Annotated in this window: 15 protein-coding genes; 7 read left to right on the forward strand and 8 right to left on the reverse strand. The window is 39.9% G+C overall.

The window, feature by feature from the left end; translation table 11 throughout:
- Window positions 1-29: 29 nt before the first annotated feature.
- Window positions 30-1,403 carry a chloride channel protein gene (locus BP74_RS11415; protein WP_496374175.1) on the forward strand — a complete coding sequence of 458 codons (1,374 nt, stop codon included), beginning with the start codon at window positions 30-32 and terminating at the stop codon, window positions 1,401-1,403.
- Window positions 1,404-1,451: 48 nt separating this feature from the next.
- Here the strand turns inward: BP74_RS11415 and BP74_RS11420 are convergent, their stop codons facing one another.
- A complete protein-coding gene (locus tag BP74_RS11420) occupies window positions 1,452-1,745 on the reverse strand; it encodes a hypothetical protein (protein WP_496374177.1) in 294 nt (97 codons plus the stop codon).
- Between the two features lie 305 nt (window positions 1,746-2,050).
- Between BP74_RS11420 and BP74_RS11425 the strand changes: the two genes are divergently transcribed.
- The 3 genes from BP74_RS11425 to BP74_RS11435 all read left to right on the forward strand — a co-directional run bounded on the left by BP74_RS11425 (window position 2,051) and on the right by BP74_RS11435 (window position 4,856).
- Window positions 2,051-2,605 (forward strand): hypothetical protein, encoded by a 555-nt coding sequence (locus BP74_RS11425; protein ID WP_496374179.1) that lies wholly within the window; start codon window positions 2,051-2,053, stop codon window positions 2,603-2,605.
- A gap of 87 nt (window positions 2,606-2,692) precedes the next feature.
- Window positions 2,693-4,030: a vanadium-dependent haloperoxidase gene (locus BP74_RS11430; protein WP_496374181.1), complete on the forward strand. Its 1,338-nt coding sequence runs from the start codon at window positions 2,693-2,695 to the stop codon at window positions 4,028-4,030.
- A 184-nt stretch (window positions 4,031-4,214) separates the two neighbouring features.
- Window positions 4,215-4,856: a hypothetical protein gene (locus BP74_RS11435; protein WP_496374183.1), complete on the forward strand. Its 642-nt coding sequence runs from the start codon at window positions 4,215-4,217 to the stop codon at window positions 4,854-4,856.
- Window positions 4,857-5,232: 376 nt separating this feature from the next.
- Here the strand turns inward: BP74_RS11435 and BP74_RS11440 are convergent, their stop codons facing one another.
- From BP74_RS11440 to BP74_RS11460, 5 genes are all read right to left on the reverse strand, one after another.
- Window positions 5,233-5,904 carry a HupE/UreJ family protein gene (locus BP74_RS11440; protein ID WP_496374185.1) on the reverse strand — a complete coding sequence of 224 codons (672 nt, stop codon included), beginning with the start codon at window positions 5,902-5,904 and terminating at the stop codon, window positions 5,233-5,235.
- A gap of 146 nt (window positions 5,905-6,050) precedes the next feature.
- On the reverse strand, window positions 6,051-7,391 hold the full coding sequence (locus BP74_RS11445) for a tetratricopeptide repeat protein (RefSeq protein WP_496374187.1): 1,341 nt from the start codon (window positions 7,389-7,391) through the stop codon (window positions 6,051-6,053).
- A 114-nt stretch (window positions 7,392-7,505) separates the two neighbouring features.
- Window positions 7,506-9,566, reverse strand: a complete 2,061-nt coding sequence (locus BP74_RS11450; protein ID WP_496374189.1) for a DUF4331 family protein — start codon at window positions 9,564-9,566, stop codon at window positions 7,506-7,508.
- A 21-nt stretch (window positions 9,567-9,587) separates the two neighbouring features.
- Complete coding sequence (locus tag BP74_RS11455) at window positions 9,588-11,369, reverse strand: DUF4331 domain-containing protein (RefSeq protein WP_496374191.1); 1,782 nt, start codon at window positions 11,367-11,369, stop codon at window positions 9,588-9,590.
- Window positions 11,370-11,578: 209 nt separating this feature from the next.
- Window positions 11,579-12,397, reverse strand: a complete 819-nt coding sequence (locus BP74_RS11460) for a carboxylesterase family protein (RefSeq protein ID WP_496374193.1) — start codon at window positions 12,395-12,397, stop codon at window positions 11,579-11,581.
- 1,565 nt (window positions 12,398-13,962) lie between these two features.
- Here BP74_RS11460 and BP74_RS11465 point away from each other — a divergent pair.
- Complete coding sequence (locus tag BP74_RS11465; protein ID WP_496374195.1) at window positions 13,963-14,382, forward strand: hypothetical protein; 420 nt, start codon at window positions 13,963-13,965, stop codon at window positions 14,380-14,382.
- Window positions 14,383-14,481: 99 nt separating this feature from the next.
- Here BP74_RS11465 and BP74_RS11470 read toward each other — a convergent pair whose 3' ends face one another.
- Window positions 14,482-14,973: an SDR family NAD(P)-dependent oxidoreductase gene (locus tag BP74_RS11470; RefSeq protein ID WP_496374215.1), complete on the reverse strand. Its 492-nt coding sequence runs from the start codon at window positions 14,971-14,973 to the stop codon at window positions 14,482-14,484.
- A gap of 472 nt (window positions 14,974-15,445) precedes the next feature.
- On the opposite strand from BP74_RS11470, the gene BP74_RS11475 reads away from it, so the two are divergent.
- Window positions 15,446-15,787, forward strand: coding sequence for a hypothetical protein (locus BP74_RS11475; protein WP_496374197.1), 342 nt, complete (start codon window positions 15,446-15,448; stop codon window positions 15,785-15,787).
- 535 nt (window positions 15,788-16,322) lie between these two features.
- Here the strand turns inward: BP74_RS11475 and BP74_RS11480 are convergent.
- Window positions 16,323-17,600 carry a hypothetical protein gene (locus tag BP74_RS11480; RefSeq protein ID WP_496374199.1) on the reverse strand — a complete coding sequence of 426 codons (1,278 nt, stop codon included), beginning with the start codon at window positions 17,598-17,600 and terminating at the stop codon, window positions 16,323-16,325.
- Window positions 17,601-18,236: 636 nt separating this feature from the next.
- Here BP74_RS11480 and BP74_RS11485 point away from each other — a divergent pair.
- Entirely contained in the window at window positions 18,237-21,017 is a 2,781-nt protein-coding gene (locus BP74_RS11485) for a class I SAM-dependent DNA methyltransferase (RefSeq protein ID WP_496374201.1), read from the forward strand.
- The last annotated feature ends 2 nt before the right edge of the window (window positions 21,018-21,019 follow it).

A 21,019-nucleotide genomic window follows, 5' to 3' on the forward strand; every position in this document is an offset into this window, starting at 1 on the left:
TGGAATTACTTTTAAATACTTGAACAATAATGAAGATCGTTTGGAAAACCAACGTTAAAAACAAGATATTTTACTACTATAACCTTTTCTTTTCAAATGGTCTTAAGGTCAATGTTTTACAAGCAATACCCTTTTACGTTGCATCATTATTGGTAGGGCTGGTAGCAGTGGGTTATACAAAACTTTTTGTCCTGGGTGAGAACATCCTCAATGGTATATTACAATGGCACTATTGGATGATATTTATCATGGCTCCCCTGTGTTTCTTTTCAGCCTGGCTTATCATATACTTATTTGCCCCTGCAACAAGAGGAAGTGGCATTCCTCAGGTGATGGCAGCAATTGAATTGGCCAATGCTAAAAATGATAAAAATGTAAACAAACTATTAAGCTTTCGCATCCTGGTTACTAAAATAGTGTCAAGCCTCCTAATGGTTCTAGGTGGGGGGGCTATTGGAAGAGAAGGCCCAACTATTCAAATCGCAGGTTCAATTTTCCGCCTTGTTAATAAAGCAATCCCTGATTCCTGGCCTAAACTTTCGCGGCAAAGCTATATTCTGACTGGTGCGGCTGCAGGTCTCGCCGCAGCTTTTAATACGCCCTTGGGCGGAATTGTTTTTGCCATGGAAGAACTGGCTCAGATTCATATACGTTTTTTCCGGTCTGCCCTTTTTTCAGCGGTTATTATTGCTGGGTTGACGGCCCAGGGGTTTCTGGGTCCTTACCTGTACCTTGGTTATCCAAATGTCAAAGGTTTGGGAATATCCATCTTTCTGGGGGTAGTGACAACTGCAATAGCATCCGGACTATTGGGTGCTTTTATGGGTAAAGCTATTACCTCTGTAATGAAATGGACCTCCTCATTTTCATGGATCAAAAAAATGTCCTTGGTGATAGGATCCGGATTATTGGTGGCTTTTTTAGCAATATGTATAAATCATGACATCCTTGGCTCTGGCAAAGACCTGATGAATCAGGTATTATTTACAGAACAAAAAACTTCAAGCTTTTCCGGTGTGGCCATGCGTATCCTGGGCCCTATCATTGCATTTAATACAGGGGCTGCTGGCGGGGTCTTTGCGCCTTCACTTGCAGCAGGTGCATCCATTGGTACACTTATTTCCGATCTTGCTCACCTTTCAGATGCTAATGCAAATATTTTGATCTTAAGCGGAATGGTAGGTTTTCTTACGGGTGTAACCCGTACTCCATTTACTTCAGCAATATTGGTTCTGGAGATGACAGATCGCCATAGTGTAATTTTTCACCTGATGCTGGCTGCTATGATTTCAAATTTTGCAGCATTGTTAATTACTAAACATTCATTCTATGAGGAATTGAAAAAGAATTATATAGTGGAATCAACAACTGAACAAATAAGTACTAGTAAATTGAATCTTTAAAATAGCACGTACTAGGAAGACATTTAAAGGATCTTCTTCTATTTTCCTCTAATCTATATCCAGGTCCATATGTTCATTGTGTTTGCTATTTCCCTTGATTTTCTTCGATTTTTTTTCAAGATGCTCCTCTATTTTGCTACCAATGGCTGAAAGTAGTTGGTAATCCGAATGACTCCCCGTCCAATGACGAAAACCTCTTACCAGGATAATTTCTTCTGGCATATTGACCGCTTTACTCCCCTCAAATAATACTAGTCGGGCTATATAAATCCCTGGCTTATCAGGTAAAATATCAAAATAAGCCTTCCCGTTTTTGTAATTTACAATAGCTTGTAATGTCATAAAGCAATTGTATTTTTCGTTCTTGCGCAAAATTGATACTTAATAGCGGTAATACTTCCCAAGACTATATTCTAATGAAATTCTAATTCTTAGGTAAACACTAATATTTCTTAGCTTACTTTTTTAAAATAAACAAGGCAGGATTCAATATTCCACCTGGCTTCACGAAATCATTCTGCTCAATTTCTAAGGATCTACCGTTATTTTATTTTACCTAATCATATCTACTTACTGATTCAATACCTGATTTCCCACAAAAAAATATAAATTGTAAACGAAACGAACTCCATTAGTAATTGAGAAAATTGGCAGCTATACTGTTATTGAATATTTATGCCTTTAACGTTATTGGCTATAAACTGGTATTTTACTTTCAACAGATATACGCTGACAGGGAAATGATTTCAGCTCTGGATAAAGGCAATTACAATGAAGCCGATTTACTCACAATACGGATTCCGCTTTCACTTCCTTACCAAATAGACCGAAGCGATTTTGAAAGAGTAGATGGTGAAATAAATCTCCACGGTAATATCTACAAATATGTAAAGAGGAAAGTAGAGCATGGCGAATTGGTTTTATTATGCCTCCCTGATTATAGTAAAATGGAGATCCAAAACAACCAGGAAGAATTTTTTAAACTGGCAAATGAATTTCATCAAAGTAAAAACTCCGATAAAAAATCAGGCAGAACTTCGGAACCTATAAAAAACCTTTCTAAACATACTATCAGTATCTCTTCAAGCATCAGGCCTTATCATTGTCAAAGTTCAATAAATCATTGCATACGTTTTGTTGCCTATCTACCGTGTCCAAATAGGTATGCAATTGATCATCCCCCACAACCTTTATATAGCTAAGCTTTCTCTGTTTTTTTTAATTTCTTACTTATCAGGCAAAACTATTCTCACTGGATAATCTTGCCTTGCCATCTAATATTTTTATTTATGAAAATTAATATTCTGCTGTGTGCAATTGTCATGCAGTTAATAGCTTGTAATACAAAAAAAGATTATAAAACCATTTTTAACGATCCAAAGCTTTATTCTAATACAGTACATGAATTGAATAAGGTTGTAATGGGCAATAACTTTTCGCCTATTGTTGCTTCCCGCAACTATCTATATGCCAATGTTGCCGCATATGAAGTAATTGCAGCTGGATATCCAAACCAGTATTATTCGCTGGCGGGTCAGCTTCACGGCCTTACAACAGTTCCTCAACCGGTCGCCGGTAAGACTATAAATTATGAATTTTCTGCACTGATGGCATTTTGCACCCTTGGTGAATCAGTGACATTTCCGGAAGGAAGTATGGACGATTATGTCAATAGTTTAAAAAAGCTGGCAAAGGACCATGGTATGCCTTCAGACATTTATGAAAATTCCATCGAATATGCCAATTCGGTCTCAAAAGTTATTATGAGCTGGAGCAAAAAAGACAATTATGCTGAAACCAGGAGTATGGAACGGTATAATGTGCAAGCTGATGATCCCAGTCGTTGGGTCCCCACACCACCAGCTTATGCTTCGGCTGTAGAACCTCACTGGAACAAAATACGTCCATTGGTTATGGATAGCGCAGGGCAGTTTAAAGCACCTCCTCCATTCCCCTTTAATATTACAGATAAAAAAAGTGCCTATTATAAACAGGTCATGCAACTCTTGGATTCTACAAGGCACCTTTCAGACGAACAAAAGCACATCACAGAATTCTGGGATGATAATCCATTTAAATTAAATGTAAGCGGACATGTAATGTATGGCACCAAAAAGTTTTCACCTCCGGGTCATTGGATGAGCATCGTTGGTATTGCTGCAGAAAAAGCAAAAGCTGACTATGCTACGACAGTATTTGCTTATACTAAAACTGCTATTGTTCTATTCGATTCGTTCATCCAATGCTGGAATGAAAAATTCACTTATAATACTGTCAGACCTGAAACAGTTATTAACCGGTCATTCGATACGGATTGGCAGCCTTACTTGCAAACCCCGGCTTTTCCTGAATATACCTGTGGTCATTCAACAGGATCTTCTGCCGCCGCCGAAGCTTTAACAAGTGTATTTGGCGACAACTTTGCCTATACGGATTCTTCAGAATTGGAGTTTGGTATCAAAAACAGAAGCTATAAATCTTTCAATGAAGCGGCCATGGAAAATACCTGGGCTCGTTTCTACGGAGGTCTTCACTTTCACCCAACTTGTTTAAGCAGCAATAAATACGGAAAAGAGGTAGCACAGTTGGTTGATGAACGGTTAAATATGAAAAAGACAGGCAAGTAGATCCTTCTTGTATTATTAATATTCAAAATGACTATACACTATGTTGCCACTTACACAGGAACAAAAAATACATTATTCACTTAGAATAGCCATTGGCATGTGCTTTATTGGTCATGGCATATTCGGTGTTATCACCAAACCTATCTGGTGCAATTACTTTGAGGTATTCGGCATTGGCCATGAATTGGCTTATCAATTGATGCCGGTAGTTGGTGGTATCGATATTATATTGGGCATTACCATGCTTATTTATCCCTTGCGGAGTATTGCAGTATGGCTTATTATTTGGGGTCTTGTAACTGCTTCCTTGAGACCTCTGTCTGGAGAACCCTTTGCTGAGTTAATTGAACGCGCCGGGAATTTTGGGGCGCCCTTGGCTTTTTTAATTGTATATGGCTGGGAATACAAAATCAAAAATTGGTTTACAAAAATTCATCCTGGTCATCATATCTCGGAAATAAATTATCACAAAGTTGCAATGCTCCTAAGATGGGTAGTATTCCTGTTATTACTGGGACATGGTTGGTTAAATTTAATAGAGAAAAAAGGACTGATCGACCAATATGCAGGCCTGGGCTTTTCAAATGCAGCGCTGTCAGCCCATTTCATTGGCATTTTTGAAATTGCATCTGCACTGATAATATTAATCCGTCCAAATCCCCAATTTCTGCTGTTCATTCTATTTTGGAAAATGGCAAGTGAACTATTCTATCCTCATTATGAATTATTTGAATTTATTGAGCGGGGTGGTAGCTATGGTGCCCTGATAGCATTGTATAGTATCCAAAAAACAACGCAGGCTTATAAAGTTTTGCTCGTTAATTAATTTTTTAGCAAACAGTAAAAAAATGTCTTAATTTATAAATCTGTTTATTTTATAAACTCACCAAAAGAATGAAAAATACAAGAGGCTATCCAACTATTGGATAGCCTCTTTCTATTGCAAACAAATGAACACCAATAAAATAGGTACAAAACTAATGCCTGGCTTATATGCAGTATGTAGTATTCTATTTATAGTTTAATAATCATTCGTTGAATATAATCTCCAGTCTGATTATTGATTACCTGGATAACATACGTGCCAGCACCCAACCCCTTCATATCCAGCACACTTAAATAATTTCTTGGCAAGGAAAAGACTAATGCATCTGGATGCTTGATTATTACATAAAACCTTTCTATTTATTGCATCTTTTTTATCAGGTTATTCTTTGAAAGGTCCAAAAGAGGGCTATCGAAGCAATTACCAGTGAAATAGGGTAAACAATAATCTTTTTATACCAAATCTTTCGACCCATGGGGTGAATAATGAGTAGATAAATACAAAGTATAATTAAAATTTGTCCTAATTCAACACCGGCATTAAAAGAGATGATAGAAGTGAAAAATTTATTACGTGGAAGACCTATTTCGTTCAATGCAGCGGCAAATCCGAGTCCATGAATTAGGCCAAATAAAAAAACAATAAGTATGCGCCAAACCTTTAACTCGTTGATTAAAATATTTTCAACCGCTACAAATACTATGGAAAGGGCAATTAATGGTTCTACAATTGGTGGAGGAAGTGTCATTACACCTTTCATACTGAGTGCCAGTGTAATTGAATGGGCAAGGGTAAAAGCAGTTGCTTGCCATAGTATCGTTTTAAGTTTAGTATTTAAAAGACAAAGGGCAACTACAAATAAAATATGATCAATACCCATGGGTACTATATGCGCTATTCCAAGTTTGAGATAAAACCAAACCACGTCCCCGGCTGGAGCCTTTTCCAAAACCAGGTTGACAGTATGAGCAGAAGCCTGGGTTAACATCATTAAGCCCGGAACCAGGACTATAAAATATTTTGAAGCTGATCTTTTGGTAGAGGGCATGAACGAATGTTTGTTGATTTCAATTTTAAGTACAACAAATAATTTATCTGGAGTTGTGTTTAATTTAAAAATATTTACCCCTGTTTTAATGGAAAGATTTTCTTCAATGCATTTTTTTCAATATTCTTTCAAAAAGTTCAAACTTTTTACATACTGGCTAGCGCCTCCATTGCTTCCTTCTTTAACAGAGGGTCCAGGTTGGGATTATTTTGCAAACCTTGTTTTAAAAAGTTTGCAGATTTGACACGATCACCTGCTTTAGCATAAATAATCCCGGCACGAAGCAATAAAACCGGGTTTCTGCAATTGGTACGTAATGCACTTGATAAAAATGGAAGGGCTTTTTGAATATCCCCATTTTTATAGTAAGCCCAGGCCACCGCTTCGTTGACATCAATATTATCTGGCCGTCGGCTATATTCTTTCATTGCATGTTCAACTGCTTTTGCTGGTTCGTTTCTTAATAAATAAACATAAGCCAGTTCTTTATCTGCATGATGATTGACGCTTGCCTGGCCTTCTTTTGAACCCAGGTTTAATTGTTCAATTATGGTATTGACCATGGACGTAGCCTTACCCGGCTGTGAAGTCAAGCTGTATAGCTCGGCAAGCTGCTCTTTTAATGCAATATCATTCAAAGTAGAATCAGCAGATTCATAATACCTGATTGCTTTATTATAATCCTTTGATGCCATAGCTATATGACCTAAACCGGCAATAGCATATCCATATCCCGGACGTTCATTCAATGCAATATCATATTGCATTTCAGCGCTTCTGATCTCACCAGTATTTTCATACAACCGTGCTAACTGAATACGACTCCATTCTGTTCCTTCATCTCCATACCCTCCAGCTTCCACAGCCATCTTCATAGCTTCTATTGCACCTGGGTTATCTCCATGAATTTCACGTAAATAAGAAACCCTGGCATAAGATCGTATGTCGGGCCTGATGGACATCATCTTATCAGAATATTCAACAGCAGCAGGATAATTTCCCATCTCCACATTGCCATCCACCATGATGCCATAAACATAAGCATTGTAGGGATTAATTTTTTGTGCCTGGCTTGCAGTTTCCAGGGCATCGCTGAAATGATGTTGTGAAAGCTGCAGTATGGCCTTAAGGATCAATGCCTGGAAGTTCCGTGGCTCCATAGCAAGGACATCACCAATATATTTTGTAGCGGCACCATCATAATAAGTATAGTTGCCGGTAACCCTTGCTTCCTGGATGTAAAGTGCTGCCAGTGCCAGTGTTGATTTAATATCAGTTGGTGTTTCCCTCACAATGCGTATAAGCTTATCACCATTGGTTTTTGTAGTTGCCCATTCCGGAAGCAATGCGGCGCTACCTTTTCTTTCCTGTAAAGGATAAAAGGCAACTTCATTATTTTTTATTTTTGAACGATACCTGATGACAATAAAAGACGTCATCCCGCCAAAAAATAAAAGCAATAAAATATAGGTAAACTTTTTATGCATAAGAAGATTTTTAAGATTCGATTACCGCGGTTGTATATGGTTTGCTTGAAATGATATTCCTTTTTAAAAAGAATTAGGCCCGTTATAGAATAACGGACCTAATCACCTTAATCATTAATGTTTGATGACACGGATAGATTCTTTAACCTGTCCATTACTGATCGCTTTTACAAAATAGACGCCTTTAGACAACTCGTGAGAATCGAATATGGCACTATAGGTTCCGGTTTCCTGATGCTGGTTGACCAGGGTTTTCACCAGGTTCCCTGCAGCATCATATACCTGTATGATCACGTTTGATGGAGCTTCCAACCGGTAACGAATGGAAGTGCTATTGGTAAATGGGTTAGGCGATGACGCCATGAATACCTCTGGAGTGGCCAGGCGCATCACACTGCTGGGTTCCAGTACTTGCGGCTGTTCATATCCGGTAGGTAGTCCTGCACAATTACAGGTGCCCGGCCATGGCGTTTGCTCATAAGGAAATGAAGCCATCAATGTAGTATCATTTTTTTCAACTCCCGTGGAATAATTCAATACCATTCCCAGTCTTGTTGGTTCTTCATATGGCAAACCAATTGCTGCCAGCACCACACCGCTTACAGCCTGCAATTCAATACGTGTAACATCATCCTCCAGTCTTCTGCCATTGGGAAATCCATCCATATTAGGTATGAATTCCAAATTGGTGTTGGTGTTAAACCTGGCATCAGTTAAACCCAATACCGCTGCAGCCAGTAAACCTTCTGAACTGAAATCGGGGCTATTTCTTGGCGTTGGCGGAACTGCCATATTTAATCGCAGCATGTCACCTCCATTGGGTAAGAAATTGTTGATAAATGGTTTCCCTTCTGCCAGGGGGTTTCCGTTTTTCCCTGTAGCTAACTGGTAAGGCCTGATATTAGGAACTCCAAGCCGGAAGATGGGATAAAGGTCCACAGATCGCGGTTTTTTAGGTCCTGGCAATAATACACTTCCAAATGCTGCTTCATCGAAGGCGGTTCCTGAAACGGCGGAAGAGTGGCGTAAAGAAAAAAGCCCGTTCTTGCCATTTCTGAAATCAAATTTTCCCAGGGAATTCGTTTGAATTCGCAACGGAGACAAAGCAGGTACTGCCGTTCCAAACTGGCTGTCATCCATATAGAGCGCTAACTCGGGATTATAAAGGTTATCATCAAAGACCTCGTTCTTACTGAATTTACCATCATTCAAACTTGCCTCCTGGTAAGGAGTCAAAGAATTCCACAGATCTTTTTCTCCTATTGGATTTACCACTTCGTTAGTAAGTGGCATTCCCAACCTTGAAACCTGCACCCATGCCCCCTGGTAATTTTCAGTTCCATTTGTATTGAGTGTTCTGATCTTTCGCCTGCTGGCGGAAGCCCAAACACCAATTACAAAATTCGGGTCAAGGATCGAGGATGCTTTGTCTGCAGATTTATGGTCTTTTTGCAAGGTAGAGATATCAATCTGCAAGGCAATGGTGGATACATTTTTGCATTTCAATCCGTCTGCTGACTTTCCACCTGCAGTCCGGGGAATATCACCTAGGTCAAATGCGCCTGCCAGGTCCACAAAGAAAGGATCATCTACAGGGCCGCAGAATACTTTCTCTCCCGAACTTGCGGTCATGATGGCCTGGTTCATCAGGCTATTGTAATCAGGCGCATTCAGGCCTACAGGGCTACTTATAGAGCGGGGGCCAATATTGGGGGGCGGAACGATTCCATTGCTTACTATAGTTTGAAAATTTACCCCTCCATCCATACTTCTTTCAACAGTATAGGTTGTTTTAAGATTTTCCTTACCCAATCTTATATCAAAAAAAGTTGACGGATCTTCATTGGTCCTCTGGAAACTGAAACGATACACAATATCATCTCCGGATGAATAAGTGTTATTGCCGGCATTGTTATCAATATGTATCTCGTAGCGCACATTATCACTAAAATGATAGTAATAAGGCCCACCCTGTGGCAACTGGAATGGTATGTAATTGGCCAGGATAGTGATCTTTTCCGGGTTGTCAGGGCTTCTGAAGGCGTATAGGTCTGTATTATCAGCAGTCGGATCACCCAGCAGCAAGGGTGCCTCGCGATGACTGGATGACATCAAAATTGCTGCAATACTAAAAACGCCTGCAAGCAATAATGAACTAATTATCTTTCTTTTCATAATTATTTTCTTAATAGATTATTATTGATTGGTTACCACTGTACCTCTCCATGGAGCCTGTACATAAGGGAATGCGTTCTGGAAAGAAGTATCGTTCTTTTCCACTCCGGTTGAATAATGAAGTGTATTCACTAAACGGTTAGTAACAGGTGATTGGGATGTATTTGCAGGATTGTAATCGTCGTACCATAAGCCTATAGCTGCTAATACCACACCTCCTACTGTTTGCAATTCAATTCTTGTAACATCATCCTCCAATCTTCTTCCATTAGGGAAACCATCCATATTGGGTATAAATTCCAAATTTGTATTGGTGTTAAATCTTGGATCGGTTAATCCAAGAACAGCTGCCTGCACCAATCCCTCAGAACTAAAATCAGGGCTATTTCTTGGAGTAGGCGGAACAGCCATATTCAACCTGATCATATCACCACCATTGGGAAGAAAATTATTAATGAATGGCTTACCAGCAGCTAGTGGGTTGCCTTTCTTACCTGTGGCCAACTGGTAGGGACGAAGGTTGGGCACTCCCGTATGAAATATAGGCCAGATATCAACAGAACGTGGCTTACCGGGACCAGGCAATAACAGTGTTCCTGCAATGGCATCATCCAGAGCGGTGCCCGAAACAGCAGATGTTCCTTTTAGTGGATACAAACCCATCATTGTGTTTCTAAAGTCAAACGTGTGTAAAGAATTGCTCTGAACTCTTAATGCCCTGAAGGCAGGTACAGCACCACCAAACTTGCTGTCATCCATATAGAGGGCCAGTTCAGGATTATAATAGTTATTTCCAAATGTGCTTATATAGGCCAGGTCCTGGTAGGGTGTGAGGTGATTCCACAGATCTTTAACCCCCACATTGCTCAGCACTTCGTTATTCAAGGGCATAGCTACCCGAGATACCTGCACCCAATTACCTTCTTCAACAGCAGTACCTCCATTGGTTGGATTAAATGGCGAACCGCCATTCGGAGTCCTCAAAGTTTTAGTCGCCTGCCTGCTTGCTGAAGCCCATACTCCAATTACAAAATCTCCATCGAGAATGTTGGCTGCCTGGTTCACATTTTTATGATCTTTTTGCAAAGTAGAGATGTCAATCTGCAAAGCAATTGTGTGAACGTTATATCGGGCCAGTCCATCTCTTGAACCTGTTGTTTGACGTGGCAAATCGCCAAGATCAAAAGCGCCAGCTACATCTACAAAAAAGGGATCATCCACAGGTCCTGCAAAAACAGTTTCCCCTGTACTGGCCATTGTAATAGCATTATGCATTAATACATTATAATCACTGTTTAGTCCAACGGGAGATTCAATACTTCTCGGTCCTATGTTATTGGGTGGAACAATTCCATTGGTAACAATAGTTTCAAAAGCCGCACCTCCATTCATACTGCGCTCAAGTGTATAAGTGGTTTTTTGATTTTGCTTACCCAGCCTGATATTAAAAAATGTTGTGGGATCCTCGTTGGTGTTTTGAAATGTAAAACGGTAAATAATGTCATCGCCTGTGGTTGCTATGTTATTATCTATATGAATTTCATAGCGGATATTTGTTCCAAAATTGTAATAATTAGGGCCACCTTGTGGTAATTCAAGTGGTATATAATCTGCGATGATGTTCACCTTTTCAGGCTTGTCCGGGCTGCGGAAAACATAGAGGTCCGTATTGTCCGCCAGTGGATCGTCAGCAATCAATGGCGCCTCCCGGTGGCTGGAAGACATAAGTACGAAGGTGATAATGGCCCCTAATGGTAGCAACAGGTACCAAAGCCTTCCTTTCCTGGTAAAACTTTTCTGCATGGTTTAATTTTTTTAAATGAAAAATTGGCTCTACAGGATAGAAGATTTGATTACTGGATAACCGAAGCTTGCTTACAAAGGGGTGATTAAGGTCTTTACAAAACAGTTAGGAATACAATAAAGGCCTATTGTTGATATACGGTTTTAGATATTATTTGGATTTCTAAAAAAGAAAAAATAAAAAAAGTATAACTACTGCATGAATACAATTAACGGTGATATTGAAGCATCCATTCATAAATATTCATCCCATCGCTTTTGAAGGAAGGATCGAGTGCCCTGGTCCAGGCATCATGCCCTCCGGTAGGCCAAAGAGTTAATTTGGGCATTACTGTTGGGTGAAATGATGCTATAGAGGCAATGAAACCCTTAGCATAAGAAACGTTGATAGTTTGATCATCTTCTGAATGGAATGCCCATACTGGAAGGTTACCCTCGGCTATTCTTTTACACTTATCTGTACTGGCATAATCTGCAGGTACGCCAGACATCGGAATTATAGCAGCTATATTATTTGTATTGGTGGCTCCGAAATTGCTAATAGCTTCACTCCCGCTACTTAATCCAGAAAGATAGATTCTGCTACTGTCCACCCTGTATGTTTGCTTGGCAAATTCAATACAGGCAGCTATGTCTGCATTGCTTGCAAAGGATCTTGTTTGAGGCATGAGAATAATAAAGGAATAATCATTTTCATGAACCTTAAAGACTCCGGGTAAACGCTTTTCGTCCAACAGTTGCGCTGGGCCATCATTCAGAAGCAATGGAAGATCCAGGGATCCATTTCCAAACTGACCAGCACCATGAAGGAATACCAATAATGGATAAGATGAATGAGTTTGCTTATAATTAGATGGTATAGCTATATAATAACCACCAATATTACCCGTAATTGTATGAGTTACCGGCTGTAAAACGGATGTTATATCCAAAGCTTCCTTAATGACAGGATTATCATTTGGTTGGTCCTGACTGGACTTTTTACAACTGGTCAATAAAATTGAAATCAAAATTATGATGCAAAGCATTTTCAAACCTTTGAATCTGCATGCAAAATAAAAATTGATCAAGGCTATTATTTAAAATGGTAATTAAAACAGTTCTCTGAAACTGGTTTGGCTTGTTCCTGGCTTTAAAACAACAAAATATATGCCCCTTGCTGTACATTAGTTTTGTTTATACTGCTCTATTAATTATTGAAATTATATTGAACAAGATGTAAACAGAAATATAAAAAGGTGCAATCGACACCTCTGTATACCCCATATTGAGTAATAAAATAATATTCCGTAACTAGTTTTCACCTAACGATGTATATATTTTGCAACATGTATTTTATTTCACGTCAATATTCCATTTTCTCGACTTCCTTATCCTTTGACTTCACTTCCATAATAAGCAGTTGGATTGGCTTGTACTATTGCTTTACTTTTCTATCCTTGTTCCATTGACCGAAATTCCCTGGTGGTATACTTACAATGCATTTTGTTCATCAGGTCCCGAAACCAGCATCCCGAAGAATTTATGGCCCTTTTTTGAGTAACATAGTCAACTGACTCCAGACTACCGACTCCCGACCATGTCCCCCTCGCCCGCCGTAGCTTCAGCAAAGACGGATTGTTCGTCTGTTCTTTGGTCCCTGTTCTCCGACTCCAGACTCCCGACTACCGACTCATTTCCCCCTCACCCGCCGAAGCTTTAGCGAAGGTGGGTTGTCCCCCATAGCTTTAGCGAAGGCGGGTTGTCCATATCGTCCCATTAGTCCCTCCTCTTTTGCCTAAAACCTGCCCCCACAAAAAATGATTCTCCAACCTGACTACTTCAAAATTGGATATTGTCCTTGTGCCAGAAGCTTTAGCGAAGGCGAATTGTTCATCTGTTCTTTTATTCTATTGTCCCCTTTACCACTATTATCCCTCTCTCCGTCCTAAGATTTGTTCCCAATCACCAGCCTCTCCGAACTAAATAACTACAAACTACACACTACAAATTACAAACTGTCTTAGACTCCCGACTACAGACTACCGACTCCAGACTCACTTGTCCGCCGTAGCTTTAGCGAAGGCGGGTCGTCCCTTTCGTCCCATTAGTCCCTCCTCTTTTGCCCAAAACCTGCCCCCACAAAAAATGACTCTCCAACCTGACTACTTCAAAGTTGGATATTGTCCTTGTGCCCGAAGCTTTAGCGAAGGCGAATTGTTCATCTGTTCTTTTATTCTATTGTCTTTTGTTCCCATTTCATAATTTATTTTTGCTCTTATGATTTACTAGCCCGAATAGGTATTAGCACTTATTGCAACGCATTATAATTTGGTGTAACTATGTATGGTAAGTAGTATGGAGTACATCCCGCAATGAATCCTTTGATAAACCATTAATTTTTATTACGCTTTTACGGTTTTAGTAATTATACTTTTTTGATCCATTAGAACTTTATTTTCGAATAATCTCCAAAACTATTGCGTGAATGCAACATCCTGGATTAACTAAATAGTTGATACCTGTAAATCCTTTGCTTGTATATCCTGCTTATGACTTTGTTTTAAAATTTCAAAAGTTCTTATTGTATAATCCGTAAAAAACCATTTGCAAAATGGATGTGGCGAAAATTAAAGTAGTAATTATAGAAAATGACCCGGAAAACAGGGATCTCACAATTGAAGATTTTACTAGGATTGACTGGTTGGACAATGTAAAAATCGTAGAAAATGGCTACCTGTTATTTCATTATCTGGATCAATTGAACTCAGCAGATGAATATCCATCATTGATTATCGCAGATTATCTTTTACCAGGAATGAATGGTGAAGAGCTTTATCACCTTTTAAAAAGCCATGATACTTACAAAATAATTCAATTTGCTTTTTACGATTCCAATGTAGATGAGTGTTTACGTCCAAGGCTTAATAAGTTGGACGTCAAATCTTTTGACCGTCCATTTAATATACAGCAAGCCACTGAACTTGCTCAAAAAATAAAAAGGATAGCCTTAAGTAATTCTTTGGTAAGCTAAATTGCATGGCTATGCAAATGCTGATCTGTTAGCTTTTATGCCCTCCCGGAATATTATTTAAAAGTTCATTAGGGTTAAAAAGGACTGAATGCTTTTAGTTTATTGCGCCAGGTATCCTCCATCGATAGGATAATATGATCCTGTAACAAAAGAAGATTTTGACGACGCTAACCAAAGTAATAATTCCGCAATCTCATCCGACTCACCCAACCGGCCTATAGGATGCAATCCAACCAGTGCATTCAAAGCCGCTGTGTCAAGTGAATTCATAACCAGGGGTGTTTTAATATACCCTGGCCCAATTGAATTGATCCGTATTTTTTTATCAACATATTCAAGCGCAGCAGCCTTTGTCAGTCCTACAACACCGTGTTTAGCTGCAACATAAGCCGGTGAAAATTTAGTTCCGGCCTGTCCCAGGATAGATGCTACATTGATAATACTTCCACCTTTTTGAAGCATGGCAGGAATCTGGTAACGCATACCATAAAAAACACCGGAAAGATTGATGTCTATTACCTTTTTCCATCCATCAACCGGATACTCCCCGGTTGCTGCTAAAGGGCCTCCTATACACCTTCTTTGGCAAATAGAATTGCAGTTGACTTTCCTATGCCTGAACCTGCACCGGTTATAATGGCAACTTTATTTTCTAATAGTTTCATATAAAAAAATTTGAAATGAAAGAAGCTATTTTCAATTAACCTGGTAGCATATAATTCTCATGCATTAGTCAGAACAGAATGAATCGGTAAAGGTGCAGGATTAGTTATTTGCAAAGCTACTCGCATAAAAAAACAAGTAGGCAAAAAATTTCTAAGGTAAAACTGCTTACGTAACTCTATGCCCGAATTAATACCTACAAAAAATCGGTTCATAACACATCAATTATTTCACAACTAATTTATTAACTAGGCTCCGCTGAACTTTTAGCTGTAGCATTCTTTAAGCGAGTGATCCTTTCCTTCCATTCAACCAAAATGCTAAATCCATATTAAAACAGAGCACATTACCCTTTGTATGTTCAACAATTATTAATTTCCATAATCTAAACTAACCCGCTATGCGATTGCTGCCTATCCTCATTATGCTTATGGCCTTCGTTGGTTGTCAAAAAAGTGAAGATCAACTGGCTTCTCAACCCAATCCAGCAAATTCAGTAAAAGATAGTTTCTATTTTAAGGGGCAATTGAATGGAACGGATATGAATTGGGTTGTCCCTTCGCATAAAAATAACGCTTCATTTACCTATCAGGCCGGGGCTTCAGAAGGCTATAGTGATTTGAGTAGCGAATGTTCAGAGGGTCACTGTTATTACATGATTGCTTCAACGCAGATATTTAGAAATGTTGCTGATTTACACCCGCAAATGAACATAGCATTCAATATGGCTACTTCTTCCTGAAAAAGGGAGGAATTTATATCCTGGTTTACACCAGGTACAAAAACTTATCAAACTTCAGTACGCCAAAGCACAATTACTGATCTTTTGGATCCTTCGAAAAATGGCCTCGTTGTATTTTATATTGATAAGGACGGCAATACTTGGGCAAGCAACAGGGGAAGTCAGCAAGGAAGTAGTTTTGAGTCTGTTTCATTCAAAGATGAAATCCGCACTGATGTAAACACCCAAAAAGTCTGGCAAGCCCGGTTTTCTTGTATACTATATGATGATTTTGGAAATACGATGCAATTGAAAAATGCAGAAATCTACGGTCCTGTTTTACTGCCCTAGATCATTAACCACAAATTACAAACTACAAACTACCCTCCTCCACGGTAAGTTCAACAGAACAGATTAATCTGTTCTGGATTCTTTGTCCCAATCGTCCCACTCGTCACCTTTCCCTTCGTACTAAATACTGTTCCAAATAATAAGTTTCTGGCGCCTGATTAACGATCCAGGAACAGTAAATCATAAACCAGGAATAAACCTATGCCTACAATTCTCCTGACGCATTTGTCTTTATCAGGAAATAGGACCTGTAATAATTAGAGTAGGCAATAAAAGCATAACCACCATCACTGGTTTGCTGTATCATATGAGAAATATCAAAATTTCGATAAGTCACCTCCCATTCTTTATTATCATGGGAATCCAACTTGAAAAGCCTTATAAAATAAGGCCCATCCATTGTACCAATATTTCCCAGTACAATACTTCCACCATCTTTTGTAGGTTGAAATGAACGGACAGCATCTGCACCATTGGGTTCGCTTAAAGTCACTGCATGTTGCAGGTTACCGTTGAAGTCAAATCGAAACACTTGCAAAGTATGAAGATAGTAGTTCCCAACTGTTGCTCCACTGACTAGAATTTGATTGCCGACTAAATGCAAAAAACCTGGAAATGCTGTTGTTAAGGTATCACCAAAGGATGTTTCCCAGATCTTTTCTCCTAAACCATCAATTCTCAACAGTCCATACCTCGAATTAGATTTCATTCCAAACATGACAAAGGAATTGTCTGAAGGAATTTCAACAAGATCTCTCACAGTTAGGTACGAATCATCAAGCGGGTATTCCCGTCTCCATAAAAGCTGGCCATTACTGTTAAGTCTTATTAAAAAAGATGCTAGTGGTGGAAGCTGGTCACCAGATATAATAATGTCTCCTTGCTGCGTTTCAAGAAAAGAATTAAAAACCTGGTAATCAGGAGTACTTAATAGGTATTTCCATACCACATTTCCTTCATAATCAATTTTAAGAACTCCTCTTTGCAACATAATCAGGTAGCCATTCGAAGTGCTCCTGATTTTCGACAGCTCAGGGCCTTCCCATTGATAATCATATCTTTTAGACCATTTCACATTTCCCAGGGAATCAACTTTCATCATACGAATAGCAACCGTCCCGGGCTTACCATCACCTACGAAAAAAGTATCTCGCGCTCCTCCGTAAATAAATACATATCCGCCATCCGGGGCGAGGGTCATTCCATATACATTTCCTACATCGGGGGGAAGTTGCCTTGCAAACTTTAGATAAGGATCTTTTGTACCAAATTGAATGGTACTTGAAATCGAATCATTTCCACTACCATAGGCCACCACTTTAGCTTTGTAGGTCCGATTTGCCTTGAGGCTAATAAATTCAAAATCGCGTTTCGTAAGCTTAGAGGCCACCTTCGTGTCGTCCAGGAATACGGAATAGGTGGTTTTACTAGAATCACCGGCGCTTGTCCAGGCAATCTTTGCACTACTTGTTGTGGAATCCACAAGGCTTATTGAAAAACCTTTTAAACTATCACTACTAGGATTAGTTATTACTGGCGGCTGAACCTCCTCAACACTGTTCTTTTTACAGGCTAACAATAAACAGCAAATCAATATTACAATAGTCGTTCTCATTTGGTAATGATCAGCTACGAATGTAACAACAAAATTTTCGTCCTTGGGGAATCTTCCTTGCCAGGTGCACTTCCCTCTCATTCATCATTATCTTAAACATTGATTATCAAATTATCACTTCCTTATTCCTTGTTCATCTGTTCTGCGGTTCCTGTTCTCCCGACTCCAGACTACCGACTCCCGACTCATGACCCCCTCGCCCGCCGAAGCCTTCGCGAAGGCGGGTCGTCCGCCATAGCTTTAGCGAAGGCGGATTGTTCATCTGTTCTGCGGTTCCTTTGTCCCTCATGTCCCCATTGTCCCACTCTCAAACCTAGACTCTGTCCCTAACAAAAAAGCCTCTCCCACCTAATTACTTCATCATTCGGTATTCCTTGTCCTATTGTTCTCCCGTTCCCTTTATCCCTTGTCAACTAGTCAACTTGTCAACTTATTAACCTTTTCCCCGTTCCAAAATATTCTCCTTTTTTTATATACATTTGATCCCACAATCCCCACCACCCCATGCCCCTAAGCTGGAATGAAATTAAATCCCGTGCCCTCGCCTTTTCCAAAGAATGGGAAAACGAAATAAGTGAAGACGCCGAAGCCAAGTCCTTCTGGGACGACTTCTTTAATGTCTTCGGCATCAGCCGCCGGCGCGTGGCCACCTTCGAACAGCAGGTAAAAAAGGTAGATGACAAATCAGGCTTCATAGACCTGCTCTGGAAAGGAACCATCTTGGTAGAACACAAATCCAGGGGTAAAAGTCTCGACAAAGCCTACCAGCAGGCAAAGGATTATTTCCCGGGACTAAAAGAAGCCGAGCTTCCCCGTTATATCCTGGTAAGTGATTTTGAGAATTTCCGCTTGTATGATCTCGATAGTAAGGAGCAGCACGATTTCACCCTCAACAAACTAGTTGACCATGTGCACCTCTTTGGCTTTATCGCCGGTTACCAGAAAAGAAGTTATAAGGACCAGGATCCCGTGAATGTGGCAGCAGCTGAACTCATGGGCCGACTGCACGACAAATTAAAAAGCATCGGTTATGAGGGGCACCACCTCGAGCTCTATCTCGTAAGGCTGGTCTTCATGCTCTTTGCCGATGATACCAATATATGGGAGAAGGGGATCTTTTACGACTACCTCGACCTGCATACCCGCGAAGATGGCAGCGACCTGGCTGCCCACCTTTCCCAGTTGTTTGAAGTGCTCAACACACCAAAGGAAAAACGGCTCAGGAACCTTGATGAAAGCCTTGCCGCCTTCCCCTACATTAATGGAAAGCTATTTGAAGAACATTTGCCAACGGCAGCCTTTGACAGCAGCATGCGCAAAGCACTGATGGATTGCTGTGGCCTTGACTGGGGCACTATCTCTCCCGCTATTTTCGGTTCACTGTTCCAGAGCGTGATGGATGAAAAAGCCAGGCGCAACCTGGGTGCACACTATACCAGCGAAAAGAACATACTGAAGTTGATCAAGCCCTTGTTCCTCGATGAACTCTGGGCCGATTTCGAATCCGCCAAAGCTGATAACCGGAAGCTGCAGAAACTGCACGAGAAGATCAGTAAGCTGCGTTTCCTCGATCCTGCCTGTGGTTGTGGTAACTTCCTCATCATGGCCTATCGCGAGCTGCGGCTGCTGGAAATGGAAATAGTAAAGCAGCAGTTGAAGGGGCAAACGGTAACAGATATCACCACCTTCTTCACTATTGACGTAGACAATTTCTACGGTATAGAATACGAAGAATTCCCCGCACAGATAGCCCAGGTAGCCATGTGGTTGATTGACCACCAGATGAACATGAAGGCCAGCGAAACCTTTGGAGAATACTATGTACGCCTGCCACTAAAAAAGAGCGCCACCGTAGTCCAGGGCAATGCCCTGCGGATGGATTGGCAAAGCCTATTAACTGAAAAATCCAAGTATAATTACATAATGGGTAATCCCCCGTTTATTGGGCATCAGTGGCGAAGTCCCAATCAAATGGAGGATATGGAAGTAGTTTTTGGAGATGCAAAAAAAGCAGGCAGACTGGATTATGTTACAGCATGGTATTTGAAAGCTGCTCAATATATGCAAAACCATAATGTTTCAGACAATGATTCCAAAACAATACCCGCAATGATAAGGACAGGTTTTGTATCAACTAATTCCATTTCTCAAGGTGAACAGGTAGGAATATTATGGAGCGAGCTATTTAGTAAATACCATATTAAAATTCATTTTGCGCATAGGACTTTTAGCTGGAGCAACGAGGCAAGAGGAAACGCTGCAGTCCATGTCGTTATAATTGGATTTGCAAATTTTGATTCTACAAATAAATTGCTGTACGATTATGAGCATCTAAAATCTGAACCGCATGTAATTCCTGTTAAAAATATTAACCCTTATTTAGTTGAAGGCAAAGATGTGTTTCTTCAATCTCGCACTAAACCAATACATGGCTTTCCGGAAATGTTTAAAGGAAGTCAGCCTACAGATGGTGGTCATTTAATTATGACAAGCGAAGAAATGAAGGAAATGATTAAAAATGAACAACAAGCCGAGAAATGGATAAGACCTTATATCGGGGGCTTCGAACTAATGAATGGAATAATCAGGCATTGTTTGTGGTTGAAAGATTGCCCACCTGATGAATTACGTAAAATGCCACTTGTTTTAAAAAGATTAGACGAAGTCCGAAAAGCAAGGAGTTTAAGTCCTACAAGAAGCGTAAGAGAATTTAGCAAATTTCCACACCTATTCACACAAGATCGACAGCCATCCACCAACTATTTAGCTTTGCCCAGAGTTTCATCAGAAAGTAGATATTATATTCCTTTGGCATACTTAACCCCTCATACCATTGCTCATGAAATGCTGAATATAATACCAGAAGCATCTTATTATTTATTTGGCATTCTTATGAGTGCAATGCACATGGCTTGGACAAAAACTGTTTGCGGTAGATTGAAGTCTGATTATCGCTATTCACCTGCCATTTATAACAGTTTTCCATTTCCTAAGGATATAAATGATAAACTTAAAGAGTCTGTCGAAAAAGCTGCACAAGCAGTCTTAGATTCAAGGGCACAATTCCTTAATGCAAGTCTTGCAGACTTGTATGCCCCTAACACTATGCCTCCAACACTCGTAAAAGCCCACCAGGCCCTGGACAAGGCCGTAGATCTCTGTTACCGTACCCAGCCCTTTACCTCAGAAACCAAACGCATAGAATACCTCTTTGAACTCTATGACCAATACACTGCTGGCTTGTTTACAAAAGAAAAACAGAAACCAAAACAAAAAGTTCAATAATT

It is taken from the genome of Flavisolibacter ginsengiterrae DSM 18136 (assembly GCF_059568575.1).

Coding starts and splice junctions, on each gene's coding strand:
- BP74_RS11440 (WP_496374185.1), bottom strand. CDS start 5,904: ATGCCCTCTACCAAAAGATCAGCTTCAAAATATTTTATAGTCCTGGTT.
- BP74_RS11415 (WP_496374175.1), top strand. CDS start 30: ATGAAGATCGTTTGGAAAACCAACGTTAAAAACAAGATATTTTACTAC.
- BP74_RS11455 (WP_496374191.1), bottom strand. CDS start 11,369: ATGCAGAAAAGTTTTACCAGGAAAGGAAGGCTTTGGTACCTGTTGCTA.
- BP74_RS11475 (WP_496374197.1), top strand. CDS start 15,446: ATGCGATTGCTGCCTATCCTCATTATGCTTATGGCCTTCGTTGGTTGT.
- BP74_RS11460 (WP_496374193.1), bottom strand. CDS start 12,397: ATGCTTTGCATCATAATTTTGATTTCAATTTTATTGACCAGTTGTAAA.
- BP74_RS11465 (WP_496374195.1), top strand. CDS start 13,963: ATGGATGTGGCGAAAATTAAAGTAGTAATTATAGAAAATGACCCGGAA.
- BP74_RS11420 (WP_496374177.1), bottom strand. CDS start 1,745: ATGACATTACAAGCTATTGTAAATTACAAAAACGGGAAGGCTTATTTT.
- BP74_RS11450 (WP_496374189.1), bottom strand. CDS start 9,566: ATGAAAAGAAAGATAATTAGTTCATTATTGCTTGCAGGCGTTTTTAGT.
- BP74_RS11445 (WP_496374187.1), bottom strand. CDS start 7,391: ATGCATAAAAAGTTTACCTATATTTTATTGCTTTTATTTTTTGGCGGG.
- BP74_RS11430 (WP_496374181.1), top strand. CDS start 2,693: ATGAAAATTAATATTCTGCTGTGTGCAATTGTCATGCAGTTAATAGCT.
- BP74_RS11485 (WP_496374201.1), top strand. CDS start 18,237: ATGCCCCTAAGCTGGAATGAAATTAAATCCCGTGCCCTCGCCTTTTCC.